Annotated in this window: 12 protein-coding genes, 1 tRNA gene and 1 pseudogene; 12 read left to right on the top strand and 2 right to left on the bottom strand. The window is 37.6% G+C overall.

What is annotated here, in order from left to right; all coding sequences use genetic code 11:
- The first annotated feature begins 115 nt into the window (after positions 1–115).
- The 3 genes and pseudogenes from IGI79_RS11720 to IGI79_RS11710 form a co-directional block, all read left to right on the top strand.
- The gene (locus IGI79_RS11720) at positions 116–1309 is read left to right on the top strand and encodes a quaternary amine ABC transporter ATP-binding protein (protein WP_019723090.1); all 1194 of its coding nucleotides are present in this window, start codon (positions 116–118) and stop codon (positions 1307–1309) included.
- Positions 1302–3032 carry an ABC transporter permease/substrate binding protein gene (locus IGI79_RS11715; RefSeq protein ID WP_104775722.1) on the top strand — a complete coding sequence of 577 codons (1731 nt, stop codon included), beginning with the start codon at positions 1302–1304 and terminating at the stop codon, positions 3030–3032. The genes IGI79_RS11720 and IGI79_RS11715 overlap by 8 nt, the downstream gene beginning before the upstream one ends.
- A gap of 46 nt (positions 3033–3078) precedes the next feature.
- Positions 3079–3452, top strand: a pseudogene (locus IGI79_RS11710) (HAD hydrolase family protein); the annotation flags it as partial.
- A gap of 41 nt (positions 3453–3493) precedes the next feature.
- On the opposite strand, the gene IGI79_RS11705 reads toward IGI79_RS11710, so the two are convergent.
- Entirely contained in the window at positions 3494–3718 is a 225-nt protein-coding gene (locus tag IGI79_RS11705; protein WP_019723088.1) for a hypothetical protein, read from the bottom strand.
- 528 nt (positions 3719–4246) lie between these two features.
- On the opposite strand from IGI79_RS11705, the gene IGI79_RS11700 reads away from it, so the two are divergent.
- Positions 4247–5440 carry an MFS transporter gene (locus IGI79_RS11700; RefSeq protein ID WP_108145441.1) on the top strand — a complete coding sequence of 398 codons (1194 nt, stop codon included), beginning with the start codon at positions 4247–4249 and terminating at the stop codon, positions 5438–5440.
- 181 nt (positions 5441–5621) lie between these two features.
- Here IGI79_RS11700 and IGI79_RS11695 read toward each other — a convergent pair.
- Positions 5622–5694: transfer RNA gene (locus tag IGI79_RS11695), tRNA-Lys, on the bottom strand.
- Between the two features lie 382 nt (positions 5695–6076).
- Between IGI79_RS11695 and IGI79_RS11690 the strand changes: the two genes are divergently transcribed.
- The 8 genes from IGI79_RS11690 to IGI79_RS11655 all read left to right on the top strand — a co-directional run bounded on the left by IGI79_RS11690 (position 6077) and on the right by IGI79_RS11655 (position 15165).
- Positions 6077–6652 (top strand): DUF1836 domain-containing protein, encoded by a 576-nt coding sequence (locus IGI79_RS11690; protein ID WP_108145440.1) that lies wholly within the window; start codon positions 6077–6079, stop codon positions 6650–6652.
- On the top strand, positions 6642–7499 hold the full coding sequence (locus tag IGI79_RS11685) for a DegV family protein (RefSeq protein WP_438846010.1): 858 nt from the start codon (positions 6642–6644) through the stop codon (positions 7497–7499). Before IGI79_RS11690 ends, IGI79_RS11685 begins: the two co-directional genes overlap by 11 nt.
- A gap of 363 nt (positions 7500–7862) precedes the next feature.
- Entirely contained in the window at positions 7863–8933 is a 1071-nt protein-coding gene (locus tag IGI79_RS11680) for a baeRF3 domain-containing protein (RefSeq protein WP_438846009.1), read from the top strand.
- Positions 8934–9183: 250 nt separating this feature from the next.
- A complete protein-coding gene (locus tag IGI79_RS11675) occupies positions 9184–10191 on the top strand; it encodes a DUF1002 domain-containing protein (RefSeq protein WP_074799383.1) in 1008 nt (335 codons plus the stop codon).
- A gap of 244 nt (positions 10192–10435) precedes the next feature.
- Positions 10436–11140: a response regulator YycF gene (gene yycF / locus IGI79_RS11670; protein WP_019723593.1), complete on the top strand. Its 705-nt coding sequence runs from the start codon at positions 10436–10438 to the stop codon at positions 11138–11140.
- Positions 11141–11144: 4 nt separating this feature from the next.
- Positions 11145–12986, top strand: coding sequence for a cell wall metabolism sensor histidine kinase WalK (gene walK, locus IGI79_RS11665; protein WP_010736691.1), 1842 nt, complete (start codon positions 11145–11147; stop codon positions 12984–12986).
- Positions 12983–14290: a YycH family regulatory protein gene (locus tag IGI79_RS11660; RefSeq protein WP_438846008.1), complete on the top strand. Its 1308-nt coding sequence runs from the start codon at positions 12983–12985 to the stop codon at positions 14288–14290. The genes walK and IGI79_RS11660 overlap by 4 nt, the downstream gene beginning before the upstream one ends.
- Before the next feature lie 2 nt (positions 14291–14292).
- Complete coding sequence (locus IGI79_RS11655) at positions 14293–15165, top strand: two-component system regulatory protein YycI (protein ID WP_010736689.1); 873 nt, start codon at positions 14293–14295, stop codon at positions 15163–15165.
- The last annotated feature ends 8 nt before the right edge of the window (positions 15166–15173 follow it).

Genomic DNA, 15173 nt, shown 5'->3' with positions numbered 1-15173 from the left:
AGTTTCCCTAATAATACAGATACTTGGATTTTGACAAAGTGACTACATGATGTTATCGTAGTGTGGTCACTTTTTTCAGAAAGAAAAATGAATTTACATACAAAGGAGAATTTGTTTGGTAAAAGTAGAAGTAAAAAACTTAACGAAAATATTTGGTAAACGAACACAAACTGCTTTGGAAATGATGAAAAAGCACCAATCGAAAACAGAGATTTTACAAAAAACCGGCGCAACTGTCGGTGTATATGAAGCGAGTTTTGATGTACAAGAAGGTGAGATCTTCGTGATCATGGGACTTTCGGGGAGTGGGAAATCAACCTTGATCCGTCTATTGAATCGTTTGATTGAACCAACATCTGGCAATATCTTGATTGATGGAGAAGACATCTCAACACTTAGCAAAGAAGAACTTCGCGAAGTTCGTCGTCACAAAATCAACATGGTGTTCCAAAACTTCGGTCTATTCCCACATCGTACGATTTTAGAAAATACAGAATACGGTCTTGAAGTTCGCGGTGTTCCTAAAGAAGAACGTCAAGCGAAAGCAGAAAAAGCGTTAGAGAACTCAAGCTTGTTATCCTTTAAAGATCAATATCCTAGTCAATTATCTGGTGGGATGCAACAACGTGTAGGGTTAGCCCGAGCATTGGCAAATGATCCAGAGATCCTATTGATGGATGAGGCTTTCTCAGCACTTGATCCATTGATTCGTCGTGAAATGCAAGATGAATTATTGGAACTACAATCCAATGTGCAAAAAACGATCATCTTCATCACACATGATTTAAATGAAGCATTGCGTATCGGGGATCGCATTGCATTGATGAAAGACGGAGAAATCATGCAAATCGGTACTGGGGAAGAAATCTTGACTAATCCAGCCAATGATTACGTGAGAGAATTCGTTGAAGAAGTCGATCGCTCGAAAGTCTTGACGGCGCAAAACATCATGGTTCCTGCACTAACAACAAACATCGAATCAGATGGTCCAAACGTTGCATTGACACGTATGCGTAATGAAGAAGTCAGCATGTTGATGGCTGTTGATAGAAAACGTAACTTAAAAGGGATCATTACAGCAGATCAAGCATTAGAAGCAAGACGTCAAAAACGTCCATTGATCGATTTCCTTGATGAAAATGTTACCGTGATCGGTAAAGATATGTTAGTTAGTGATATTTTCAATATTATTTATGATTCGCCGACTCCATTAGCCGTGGTTGATAACGGGAAATTAAAAGGCGTTATTATCCGAGGTAGCGTAATCGAAGCATTAGCAGCAACAAGTGAGGTGAGCGAACATGAATAATCTATTGAACTATCAAATACCCGTCGCTGACTGGGTCGAAACGATCACTGATTGGTTGACAACAACGTTCGCAGGACTGTTCTCATTCCTTCAAACGATTGGTCAAGCAGTGATGACAGCTATCACGAATCTTTTATTAGTGATACCAGCACCACTATTTATTCTTTTAATGGCAGTTGCAGCGTTCTTTATTTCAAAAAAACGTCCCGGATTGACATTATTTACGTTGATTGGCTTATGGTTCATTTATAATCAAGGGCTATGGACAGATTTGATGAATACTGTCACATTGGTTTTACTATCGAGTGTGATCTCGATCATCATTGGTGTACCTCTTGGTATTCTCATGGCAAAAAATGATAAAGCGCAAGGAATCATTAAACCGATCCTTGACTTTATGCAAACAATGCCTGGTTTTGTTTATTTGATTCCAGCGGTTGCCTTTTTCGGAATTGGTATGGTTCCAGGGGTGTTTGCCTCAGTGATTTTTGCCTTACCACCAACTGTTCGCTTTACGAACCTAGGTATTCGCCAAGTACCGAAAGAGTTAGTAGAAGCGTCTGATTCATTTGGTAGTACGAGTTGGCAAAAACTAGTGAAACTTGAATTACCACTAGCAAAAGGAACGATCATGGCAGGGATCAATCAGACAACTATGCTTTCTCTTTCAATGGTCGTGATTGCCTCAATGATCGGAGCGCCTGGTTTAGGTCGTGGTGTCCTTTCTGCTTTACAACGTGCACAAGTCGGAAATGGTTTTGTCAATGGGGTAGCATTGGTGATCTTAGCCATTATCATTGACCGTTTTACGCAACACTTGAATCAACCAAATGATCAAAAAGCAGCAGGTACTGCGAAACAAAAAAATAAAAAGCGCCAAGGAGTGATCATTGGTGCAGTAGTCGTTGTTTTATTAGGTGCGATCGGTGTTGGAAGTTTTAGTTCTTCAACAAAAGAAACAAACACGATCAATCTTTCTTATGTGGAATGGGATACAGAAGTTGCTTCAACAAATGTCGTAGCAGAAGTCTTAAAAGAGATGGGCTATGATGTGAAAGTGACGCCTCTTGATAATTCGATCATGTGGGAATCCGTTGCAAAAGGAGAATCAGATGGAATGGTGGCTGCTTGGTTACCTAAGACTCATGGTTCTCAATATGAACAATACAAAGATCAAGTCGATGATCTAGGTGCAAACTTGAAAGGTGCCAAAGTCGGGTTAGCTGTTCCAACATACATGGATGTTAATTCGATCGCGGATCTAACCGATGAAGCAGGCAAAAAAATCACCGGTATCGAACCTGGTGCAGGTGTGGTGAATGCCGCAGAAAATACGATTGCCCAATATCCAAATCTTGAGGGTTGGACAGTTGAGACCTCTTCTTCAGGTGCGATGACGGTTGCATTAGGACAAGCAATCAAAAATCAAGAACCAATCGTCTTTACTGGTTGGACGCCACACTGGATGTTTGCGAAGTATGACTTGAAATATCTAGAAGATCCAAAAAATGCGATGGGAGATGCGGAAGAGATCCACACGATCGTCCGCCAAGGCTTAAAAGAAGATCAACCAGAAGCATACGCTGTGTTGGACAAATTCAATTGGACAGAAAAAGACATGGAAGAAGTCATGTTGGAAATCAACAGCGGCAAAGACCCACAACAAGCAGCAAGAGAATGGATCGATAAGAACCAAGAAAAAGTTGCTAGTTGGAAAAACTAAATAAATAAAAAAAATCGACTTTACTGAAACAAAAACTGTTTCGGTAAAGTCATTTTTTTTTATCACCGTGTTTGATCCGCAAATAAAACTGTTTTGAACATGTCAAACAATTGGAAAAATTTAAAAAACCAAGCCTATATCGTTGCTTCAGAAGTCGCTTGGATCGATATCTCAAATCTTAATGTCCATAAAGGAACAACAGTGACAGAATTGCAAAGAATCCTCCACGTCACACCAGAAGAAACCATGGCATTTGGCGATGGTCTAAATGATGTCGAATTATTAGAATGTACCGCTTACAGCTTTGCGATGAGCAATGCCTTTGAGCAAATCAAAGAAGTTGCACAATTTGTGACAAAGTCGAATGATGAAGATGCGGTGCTCCATACCATCAAAAAAATGATTGCTTTACAAGCATGAAAACCCAGTGAGTTGATGTCAGAGAAAGAGCCTTCAACCATTTAATTGGCAGAAGACTCTTTTTTTGTTTGTAAATAATCAACGAATCCATCAAGTGATAAATCAGCTGCATGAGCTAATAAGATCATTGTGCCAAATTTTACACTGTTCCAGTCATCTGATTGATTTAGACGTGTAAAGCTACTAGCGGTGATCCCAGTTTTCTTACTCAATTGGTAGTTGCTTTTAAACCCAAAGTCTTGTTTATATTGTTCAAACCAATTCATAAAATCGCTCCTTTGCTATGTACTCATTAAAATATACAAATTTTACTAAATCAACCGATAAGAGGTAAATTGAGAAAATAGGGTAGATACAATCATTGTATCACTACTGACAGATATGACCACCTGTTAGCGGATAAAGATTTTTGTTCAGCTATAAAAATAAAAGTGTTGGAAGAAAGCTGCAAAATATATAAAATCTTACGTTATAATGTATTTATTCAATTTGAGATGCTGCCATAGTTAATTGATTGGATAGATCACGAAGAAAGGGGGCAGTTTCAAAGAACAAACGACAGATCCAAAAGGTTTTCTCACATTGTTTGATGTTTATCTAATTTTAGGAGATGACATCTGGCTAATATTAGGCCGGTTTTTTGTTTAAAATTGAAAGGAGCTTGTGGTATGGAAGACATAAATGATAGTGAAGTTTATTTAAATCAATCCAGTGACTACTTAAATCTATCCCTTACTATAATGGCGAGTTTAGTTATCGGTGTGCTAGTGAGCATGAATATGGAGAGTTGACGCATGGAGAATAAAAAGAGAATAGCCATTACATTCATTGTTTTCACGCTGTTTTTTACCCTGTTTAGAAGCTCAATGTCAGGGATTTTTTCTCTCTATTACTCAAATTTTGGTGTGATAGATAACAATATCAGTCTTATAAAGAGTTTTCAAAATATAGGGATTTTACTGGGTTTATTACCAGCAGGATATTTGGCAGATAAAATTGGAAGAGTAAAAATCATTATTATTTCTTCAGTAGTGATTGCATCTAGTTTTTGTATTATTTTATTTTCAAACGATCTTATTGGATTTTCATTAGCTGAATTTCTTTATGGTATAGGATTAGCTATGAACTCAGGGGCAGTACTAGCATATACAAATGACTTGGAGAATCATTATAATATCAGACTTGAGAAGAAAGTAATGGGGAGAAGAACGGCATTGCAAAATATTGCAACTCTAGCGGGAGGGAACATCGGTACTTCGCTTTTTCAAATCGATAATCAATTTCCCTTATATTTCTCCATTATAGGCTTGCTTTGCTATCCGCTGTTTATTTATGGCTGGATCAAATATAATGATTTTTCTAATTTAAATCCCAGAATACATAAAAAACGTAAACTTAAATCCATAGATATTTCTTTTTTACTCAAGAAAAATGTTTTATACGCGATATTTATTTCGTTATGTTTTGAAGGGGCAACACAATTTGTTTTAGTTTATTGGTCGATCTTTTATGTTAATAGTCTGAATTTCAACCTATCCACAGTATTCACATTAAGTATGATTTCTGTCGTCTTGGGAAGTGAGATCTATTCACAATTAACGAAAAGTATTAAATCAAATAATAGGATACTGATTGGTACACTGTACATCTTATCATTCTCCTTGTTTGGAATGGGTATTCTTGAAAACCGTTGGCTTTCTATCGTGCTTTTTGCTCTTGTTGAGGTATGTATTGGAATTGTTAGTAGCTCGATACTTACGTTGGAAAGCGAGATCATCACTTATGAAGAAAAAAAATCTTCTATTTTAGCAACGATTTCTTTTGTAACAGAGATTGGTGTGATTAGCATTTTATTAATTAATAAAATATTAATGAGGTCGTTATCCTTACAAAATATGTTTCTTGTTAGTTCAGCATTTATAGCTGTAGGGCTTCTATTGATTTATATAAATCATTTAAAAGGAAAAAAGAGCAAAGAAATGATCTGACAATGTTGGAGGGTTCGTAAAAGAAGACACGAATGATTATAAACAATAGTTATAGAACTATTTTGTTAGTACTTTTGAAGGCTTGAAGTTTTCCAAGCACAAAAAAATGCCACCACGCACACTCTTTTCCAAACTACCGAAGTAGCCAAGAGTGTACTGGTGACGTGGGTTTGGCACCCAATGGGCCGTGAGGGGCTCGAACCCGCGACCCGCTGATTAAGAGTCAGCTGCTCTACCAACTGAGCTAACGGCCCATATGAAAAAGTACTTTATTATAGTAGCACTAAGCATTTTAAAATGCAAGGCACGTACAATAAAAAATCTACGAAAACTTTACTACTTCCTAGAAATTCATTCATAGTTTATTCATAAATGACCGTTATGATAAATGTATCCCAACCAACAAAGTTCTTGCAAAAGAACAACCCATAACACTTTTTCATTTTTTTACTCCTTTTCCCGTCATGAAAATGGCGGGTCTTTTTTTATTCCCAGAAGAATCTAGAACAAACCGCATTTAAACACTTGTTATTGGTGTTTGATTTTGTTATTAATTTATCTAGTTTGAGTAACTAGATTGAATGTTTTTGAAAACTTTGATAAGATATTAATGAGAACATTAAAGGAGCTTTCATAATGGAAAAAATGCGCCAGCAATTAATTGATTGGGCTGTCAGTATCGAAACGTTTCGTTTACCACATTGGGAAGAACTTCCAGACTTGGAGCTATACATGGATCAAGTCAAGACACTAGTAGATCGTCATTTATCACCAGTTATCCAAGGAGAAAAACATCCTTTGTTAACTTCTTCAATGGTTAATAATTATGTGAAACTAGGTTTAGTACCGGCGCCAATCAAAAAGCGATACAACAAACAACATGTGGCATTTCTGATTGCTATCACAACGCTTAAACAAGTGTTGACGATTCCTGAAATCAAAGAAGGAATTTTGTTTCAAGGAAAAACAGTGGGCATCCGTGAAGCATACAATCTTTTTTGTGATGAACAAGAAAATGCGGTACGAATGGTCAGTCAATTAGCCCAAGGAAAACAACATGAACAATTATTGAATCAAGAACTTCCATTAGAATATGTTGCTGTACGTTCAGCGACGATTTCTTTTGCAATGAAGCTACTAGCAGAAAAAACGATCAGTTTAGAAAGCGAATATTTACAAGAGGCAAAAAAGGAGAAAGAAAATGAAGAATAAGATTGCGATTTTAGTAGACTCAGGAACAGATGTGCCACAAGAAATCATCGATATGTACAATATTTATGTGATCCCTTTGAAAATCATTTATAAAGATAGAGAATATACAGATAAAGTCGATATTACTCCTGAAGAGATTTATAAGCGTTTACCTGAGGAAATTCCGGGTACCTCGTTACCTGATGGAGAATCAATCACTAAGATTTTTGATCAAATCAAAAATGATGGCTATGATAAAGTTCTAGCAATCACTATTTCAAGTGGTTTGAGCGGGACGAATAATGTGGTTCGTCTTGTCGCACAAGAACAAGAAGGAATCCAAACACATGTATTAGATACTAAAAATATTGGTATTGGCGCCGGTTTTACAGCAATCCAAGCCGCAAAATGGATCGAAGATGGCATGGAATGGGACACGCTGATCGATGAATTAGTTGCATTAGCTGAACGCACGAAAGTCTTTTTCAATGTAGCAACACTTGAATACCTGCAAAAAGGCGGACGTATCGGTCTAGTTGCCTCAATTTTAGGAAATGCCTTAAAATTGAATCCTATCATCTCTTGTAATGAAGAGGGCATCTATTATACAGTAGGTAAAGCACGAGGCAGAAAGAAAAGTTTAGACAAGACAATGTCCTATGTGAAAGAAGCTGTCGGGGATGCAAAAGTCTTCAACTTGGCAGTCGCACATGGTGCGGCGGAAGAAGAAGCAATTGAAATGAAGGCTCGTTTTGAACGTGAATTCCCTAATGTCCAAGAGATTTATTTTGGACAAATCTCACCGGCATTGGTTGTCCATACTGGCCCAGGTTTATTAGGGATCGGTGTGCAAATACTTGAAGCATAATATGATCGAAGCGAAGTGATCATCAAAGAACAGCATTATTTTTTATCTAAAATAATTAGAAAAAAATAGTGGACACTAAAAGAATTGCAAATAGAATTCCGCTCTTTAGAAGTTAGATATTCGTCTGACTTCTCTGGGGCGGGATTTTTTATGGGGAAATTTAATTTTTGAATTTAATGGAACATGCTTCAAGAGTTTTTGGAGAAGAAAAAACACTATTCCGGCATTTTTGATTTGGTATAAAAAATTAGGTTGACCTTAGAATCGCTCTAACCAATATCATTAAAGTAGGCATAGAAATGCGGACCATATCGATTGATCACTATGCCAGTTTATTTTTAGGTAGAAAGAAGGAGTTTAAAAATGAATTATTTAGAATTAAGTGCCCACAGAGAAAATCCAGCGGTAACGATCATGTTAGGGATGCCAAATGACGAAAAAAGTGCTGAAAAATATAAACTAGTGTTAAAAAATCTAGTAAAACAGATTATTTTAGAGTTGGAAAAAAGGGAAGGAACAGCGGCGAAAACAATGATTCGTAAAATCGATCAAGTGTTAAAAGACTTTCAACCTACGCATAAAAGAGGAAGCATTGTCTATTTTATTTCGCCAAGCGTCAATGAACAAATCGAAGTACCATTTGTGTTGGAGAGTCAATTTGTTATTGATGCGTATTTCCATACAAAAGAAATCTTACGAAGTGAAAGTAAAATGAACCATTATTATGTGTTAACGATTGGGATGGATTGTTCACGTCTACTAGAATATGTAGATGATACGCTGATACAAGAAGTGAAAGACGCACATTTCCCAATCAGGAATAAAGGCTACTGGACAAAAGACCGCGTATTGAATTCAATGGGAAGTGTTCAAACGAATTACAAAAAAGAGTTCTTCAAATGGATTGATTCTGAGTTACAACCTTATTTGAATCGTCATCCACACCCGATCATTTTAGCTGGAACAACAGAAAATATTGCGACATATAAACAGATTTCACATAAAGATGAACGGATTGTTGGAGAAATCTATGGGAACTTTACAGTTGATAGTGGCGAAAATGAGTTGGCAATAGGAGAGCAAGCAAATCAGGTGATTCACGAATACATTCGTCATCAAAAAGAGACGATACTACACACTATAGTAGGAATGGAAAACCAAGGGCGTATAGAGCGTGATGTAGCCAACATCTACAGACAAGTAATTAAAGGAAAAGGGCAAAAATTGATTGTGGGTCACGCTTACTATCAAGAGGCGGTGATTAGAGATCATCAAGTCAAATTAGTAGATATCTCACCGAGTGACGAAGGCTACGTCGAAGATATCGTCAATGAAATCATTTATGAAGTCATGCGTTACGGAGGAGAAGTTATCTTTGCCGAAACAGAAGTATTAGAAAATCAATCGCCGATCCTATTACAATTACGCTATTAAAAATCGATTCATACAAATGGGAAACTAGGAAACTTAGAAGAATAAGGAGATAGCCCAACACTCGGATACATTCGGAGGTTGGGCTTTTTGATGAAAGATAAAGTCTAAAAAGTTTGGAATAGCTAAGAAAACACTCGTAATCTTAAAAGATAGTATAAGATTCTTTTCAAATCAGCCTTGAGGCGTAGGTTATCTTATAGACCTTATAGTACAATGTTTAAAACAGAAAACAGCTACATGGAGGTTATGTATGAAGAAAACAAAACTTATTGCCACTCTCTTGGTCTCAAGCCAAGTTTTACTAGCAACACCAATCGTATTAGCAGACGAGACAGCAACAACGCAAAGTATTGTCCCAATTTCAGGAACGGTCGACTCGACAGTTGCTACGGATTCTTCCGATTCAACAACGACAACCAGCTCTAGTGAACGATTACAGATCAATGCAGTAGCAATCGGTAATGCGTTAACGAAAGAACAAGAAACTTATACATTAGATAAATTAGGGATCAAAGGAGAAACACCGATCTATAAAACGTCCGGTACAGACTTGATGTCCTATATTCCTGACGGTGGATTTACCAAAGACTGGGCAGTTTACAGTTCTGTACGTATGCAGACGCTCGCTGAAGGCGAAGGGATCACTGTTGATATCGCGACACCAGAAAATATCACACGAATCACAGCCGCTCAATATCAAAATGCAGCGTTAACAGCTGGGATCACCGATGCAAAATTGACGGTCGCATCTGCAGTACCAATCGATGGTTCAGGTGCTTTAGCTGGTGTGTACAAAATCGTTGAAGAATCTGGTGGAATCATCAATCAGGATAGAGTATCAGTCGCTCAAAATGAAATGGATGTGTTATCCTCTATCACAGAAGAAAACAAAGACAAAGATGGCTATTCCGATGAAGCATTAAATAAAGCTCAGGAGCAAGCGAAAGAAGAGTTAGCAGCTAAGACTGCTGACGGCAAAGAACTGACACAAGCGGATATTCAAACGACAGTAGAAAAAGCTCTAAAGGATAATGGACTAGAAGATGTAATGACAAGCGATCAAGTCACAGAAATAACTTCGTTGATGAGTGAAATGAAAGATAAAAATATTTTTGAAGACTTCGTGAAAGAATTAGACTTGACTGAGGCGAGCAAGCAAATTCAAGAAAAATCAAAAGGGCTTTGGGAAAATATCAAAGGGTTCTTTAGTGGCATATGGGATTCGATCACTGGCATGTTTTCTGGTGACTCTCAATAATTGAAGTAGTGTTTTTTCTCGGGTAAAACAATTATTCAGATTTATCTGATGTGGATCATGGATAAACGAAACAAAGATAAACCGCTGGAACTTTGACGAGTTAGCGGTTTATTTTTATCTATATCAGTGTTTCCTGTAAGGAGATTTTTATTAATAACGTGCTATTTTTTAAGAAAGATGAAACCTGATAAGAAATGCGGTATAATAGAACAGAATGACAATACTAACTAAGAGGTGGCTCTTTATGAAAAAAATACTAGTTGTCGACGACGAAAAACCGATTTCGGATATCGTCAAATTTAACTTAGCAAAAGAAGGCTATGACGTCTATACAGCATATGATGGGGAAGAAGCTTTAGCAAAAGTAGCCGAAGTGGAACCTGATTTGATTTTACTAGATTTGATGTTACCAAAAATGGATGGCTTAGAAGTGGCTCGTGAAGTACGAAAAACGTTTGATATGCCGATCATCATGGTGACAGCTAAGGATTCTGAAATCGATAAAGTGTTAGGCTTGGAACTGGGAGCAGATGATTATGTGACCAAACCGTTCTCTAATCGTGAATTAGTGGCACGTGTGAAAGCAAATCTTCGACGTGGCGCTTCTGCTACCAAAGAAGTGGAAGAAGTCACACCTTCTGAACTGATCATTGGGGACTTAACGATCCATCCAGATGCGTATATGGTGACGAAACGTGGCGAAACGATTGAATTGACTCACCGTGAGTTTGAACTGCTCTTTTATTTAGCAAAACACATTGGTCAAGTCATGACACGGGAACATTTGTTACAAACCGTTTGGGGCTATGATTATTTTGGTGATGTTCGTACAGTAGACGTGACCGTTCGTCGTTTGCGTGAAAAAATCGAGGATAATCCAAGTCATCCTAGCTATTTAGTTACACGCCGAGGCGTAGGGTATTACTTGCGTAATCAAGAACAGGAGTAATTGGATGAAAGGAAAAGTCCGTTTTTTTCGATCAGTAAACTTCAAAATAGCGATTACATTTATTTTGATTTTACTGATCTCAATTGAAATTATAGGTGCATATTTTATTAGAGGATTGGAACGTTCAACGATCAATACCTTTATCAAAGATATGAACCAAACAGTCGAAACATTAGCGACAACGATCAGTCCAGAACTGAATGGGAAAGGCAATGAAAGTGCGACTATCGATGATGTCAATGGGAATATCAAGCGTTTTATTGAGACCAGTGCTTCAAGTGATATCATTGAGATCCGTGTCGTGGATGAAAAAGGCATCATTCGAGCAACGACAGAGGTAAGCGAACAAGGTTCAGTCGGCAAAAAGAATGATTACGTCGATATGAATGATTTTACAACCAAACGATATGTCGCATTAGATGATGACGGAAAACGAGTAAATATCAATATTCAACCGATTTTGTCCCCGACCGGCGACGCCGTCATCGGGGCTCTTTACGTCAAAAGTGATATCGAACAAAAATATTCAGAAATCAATAATACAGCACTGATTTTCTTTACGGCTTCGTTAATTGCAGCATTTATCTCAATGGTTGTGTCTGTTCTGGTCGCACGTTCCATTACGCAACCGATCGGTGAGATGCGTGAGCAAGCGATCCGCATTGCGCGTGGTGATTATAGCCGTAAAGTAAAGGTCCATGGTCAAGATGAATTAGGTCAGTTGGCTGAAACGTTCAACCAACTAGCAGAACGGATCGAGGAAGCGCAAGATACGATGGAAGCTGAACGAAATCGGTTAGACAGCGTCTTGTCACATATGACAGATGGTGTTATTGCAACCGATCGTCGTGGGAAGATCATTACGATCAATGATATGGCTGTCTCATTATTAGACTTGAAAAAAGAAGAAGCAATCGGACAGTCAATCTTGACTCTTTTAGCAATTGAAGAAGAATACACGTTACGAAAACTGTTAGAAGATCCGAATGAAATGATTTTAGATCGATCCACTGGAGCGAGAGAAGCTGACCAGATGATTTTACGCGTCGATTTTTCGATGATTCGTCGAGAATCTGGCTTTATCAGTGGGTTGGTTGCAGTTTTACATGATGTAACGGAACAAGAGAAAACAGAACGGGAACGTCGTGAGTTCGTATCGAACGTTTCCCATGAGTTGCGTACGCCGTTAACAAGTATGCGTAGCTATATCGAAGCACTGAGTGAGGGTGCTTGGAAGGACGAGGAAGTCGCACCGAACTTTCTAAAAGTGACCTTAGATGAGACCGATCGTATGATCCGCATGATCAATGATCTACTGAACCTATCTCGCATGGATACGGGGAATACTCAATTACAATTAGAATATGTCAATTTTAATGAACTCGTTAATTTTGTGTTAGATCGTTTTGATATGATGGTTGGTAATCAAGAAAAAAATTATACGATCCGTCGAGAATTTACGCAACGAGATCTGTGGGTCGAGATCGACACAGATAAAATCATCCAAGTTATTGACAATATCATGAACAATGCAATCAAATATTCACCCGATGGGGGAGCAATCACCTGCCGGTTGCTTGAAACACATAACAATGTGATTTTAAGTATTACAGACCAAGGGCTAGGTATCCCTAAAAAAGATTTGAATCGTGTATTTGAACGTTTTTATCGAGTGGATAAAGCAAGAGCTAGAGCGCAAGGTGGAACAGGATTAGGCTTAGCAATCTCTCGCGAAGTAGTGAAAGCACATCGTGGCGCAATCTGGGCAGAAAGTAAGGAGGGACAAGGTTCAACCTTCTATATTTCTTTACCTTATGAACCGTATGAGGAGGAATGGTGGGAATGAAGATTTCTGAAAAATTTATACGAATTGGTTTGATCTTGATGGTTGCATTAAGCCTGTACTTCTCTTATGCAATTTGGTTGAGTCCAGCAGGGAAAACTTCAATCAACTTAGAAGAGAGCAATTCACAAGTGATTGAATCACAAAGCTATCGTAAAGCATCAGAAATTTATTTGCCTTTACACCTCACATGGTTTCAAACCGATACAGTGAAAGAAACGAATAGTGAGAACCTGATTTCTCAAATACATGGGTTGATCGAAGGTGCTCGTTTTGGCAAGCTGACAGAAGTCGTGGAAGCAGACCAAGAGAAGTTCAATCAAAAGAAGTCTCTCAATGAAGGAATCGAATTCTCTTATAACGCACCTTATCTACTCAGTGGCTATGTGAAAGCATTTGGTTTGAATATTGATCTAGGTTCAGTCCAAAATGAAGATGTCTATTTTACGAGTGTCCAATTTAATCTAAAAGACGAAAAAGTTAGTTTTATTGATTATGATCAGCGGACGATTTACGAAGCCAGTCTATCGATGGATTGGAAAGAAATAGAACATGATTTGAATTCTTCAGATGTCAACTGGACACCTGTATTCAGAACGCCAGAAAGTATTGAAACACAGCACAGTATCAAAGAACCAATGAAACTAAAAAAATACAGTTATATCTTATCTCAGCAACCATACACCGTCTTTCGGAATGCTTTTTTTTCCCAGCCAGATGCGGTTAAAAACAATGATGAAAGTACGGAATTGATTTTTTATGATGGCAATGAAACAATGACGATCCATTCAGAAAATCAGATCGTCGATTTTAGAGGAGATTTACCGACGATTGATGAACCAAACAATATTTTTACGGACAGTTTTCCTTATGTCAGCAAACTAGGTGGCGCGTTAGGCAATGTTCGATATTTTGATCGTAATAAGAATACAATCGATTATCGTATTTTTGTAGAAGGATTTCCCGTATTTGGTTCAGACAGTAAAGGAAAAGTTGGAATCGAAATCGGTAATGAGCAAGTGAATAATCAAGTAAGTATCCAAACGAGTTTAAATACTATCCAAGTTCCGATTCCTTCAGATGAAGAAGTTGAGTTGCCTAGCACCGACGATGTATATCAGGAATTAGTAGATAATGGGGCAGAAGAATCGAAAATCGAGTTGATTATTGTTGGCTATACATGGCAAAACATCGAAGAAACGAATCGGGTGGTTGATCTATTCCCAGAGTGGTATGTGAAATATCAAGGAGAATGGTATTCTGCAAATGAATTATTGACCAAACTACCTGAGAAGGAGGCGGAGTAACTATGGATTTCAAAAAAATTGAATGGATTTTCTTCGTCGCCTTTCTAGGATTGAATGTTTTTTTATTTAGTAGTTATCATGAATCGATCAACCAAGAGCATACGGTAATACGCTCAGATCAGACAGAATCAATCAAAAAACGGTTAGCAAATGATGATATTACTTATACGGGTGATTTCTCTTCTGAAAGTAAGCAAGGCTACTATTTAAGTGCGGAAGAAACGGAACTGAGTCAAACGTTGTTCAAGTATCGCCAAGATAATAATCGACGTGGTTTATTAGAGAGTGGAGTTTCCATCAATGATAATATATTGACTAAAACGTTATCGGACTCTGAATCTGAAAGCAAAGTCCTTGATCCAAATCGTATAGCAAGTTCACTCAATGACTTTTTGGATAACGAGGAAGATGTTTTATTTGGTAATGAGTATATCTATATGAAAAATTTCTCTGTATTAGAAGGTGATTCTCCTGAAATCACAGCGAGCCAAACGTATGAAGGATTGCCATTCTATGATGATACAGCTAAACTTATTTTCTCCCTCGAAAAAAAGGGGGATGAGTATCGCATTTTGAAGTATACTCAAACCCATTTAACGAATATTGAACAGTTGCGAGAAAAAACAGAATTGCATACGGAAGAAGAAGCTATTAATACATTGTATGTAAATAATAAAATCTCTCGAGGATCCAATATCCTTTGGCGTCAGCTGGCTTATTCTCGTATTTTGAAAGTACGAGAGAAAAATGTGTATGTACCAGTGTGGTATGTCGCAATTGAAACGCCGGATAAGACTTATCAGATCGAAACGGTCAACGCATTTAGTAATACGATTATTACAAATAATTCGATCCCAAAGGTGGAAGATCATTAAAAAAGTAG

Origin of the sequence: Enterococcus sp. AZ084, assembly GCF_051714905.1 — a bacterium.
GTDB classification, from domain to species: Bacteria; Bacillota; Bacilli; order Lactobacillales; family Enterococcaceae; genus Enterococcus_B; species Enterococcus_B pernyi.
Note: the sequence above shows the minus strand (reverse complement) of the source record. Positions and strands in the feature narration are given on the sequence as shown.

Excerpts from the sequence above, each read along its gene's own strand:
- IGI79_RS11675 (WP_074799383.1), top strand. The coding sequence starts at position 9,184 with ATGAAGAAAACAAAACTTATTGCCACTCTCTTGGTCTCAAGCCAAGTT.
- IGI79_RS11685 (WP_438846010.1), top strand. The coding sequence starts at position 6,642 with ATGAAGAATAAGATTGCGATTTTAGTAGACTCAGGAACAGATGTGCCA.
- IGI79_RS11660 (WP_438846008.1), top strand. The coding sequence starts at position 12,983 with ATGAAGATTTCTGAAAAATTTATACGAATTGGTTTGATCTTGATGGTT.
- walK (WP_010736691.1), top strand. The coding sequence starts at position 11,145 with ATGAAAGGAAAAGTCCGTTTTTTTCGATCAGTAAACTTCAAAATAGCG.
- IGI79_RS11655 (WP_010736689.1), top strand. The coding sequence starts at position 14,293 with ATGGATTTCAAAAAAATTGAATGGATTTTCTTCGTCGCCTTTCTAGGA.
- IGI79_RS11680 (WP_438846009.1), top strand. The coding sequence starts at position 7,863 with ATGAATTATTTAGAATTAAGTGCCCACAGAGAAAATCCAGCGGTAACG.
- IGI79_RS11715 (WP_104775722.1), top strand. The coding sequence starts at position 1,302 with ATGAATAATCTATTGAACTATCAAATACCCGTCGCTGACTGGGTCGAA.
- IGI79_RS11705 (WP_019723088.1), bottom strand. The coding sequence starts at position 3,718 with ATGAATTGGTTTGAACAATATAAACAAGACTTTGGGTTTAAAAGCAAC.
- IGI79_RS11690 (WP_108145440.1), top strand. The coding sequence starts at position 6,077 with ATGGAAAAAATGCGCCAGCAATTAATTGATTGGGCTGTCAGTATCGAA.
- IGI79_RS11700 (WP_108145441.1), top strand. The coding sequence starts at position 4,247 with ATGGAGAATAAAAAGAGAATAGCCATTACATTCATTGTTTTCACGCTG.
- yycF (WP_019723593.1), top strand. The coding sequence starts at position 10,436 with ATGAAAAAAATACTAGTTGTCGACGACGAAAAACCGATTTCGGATATC.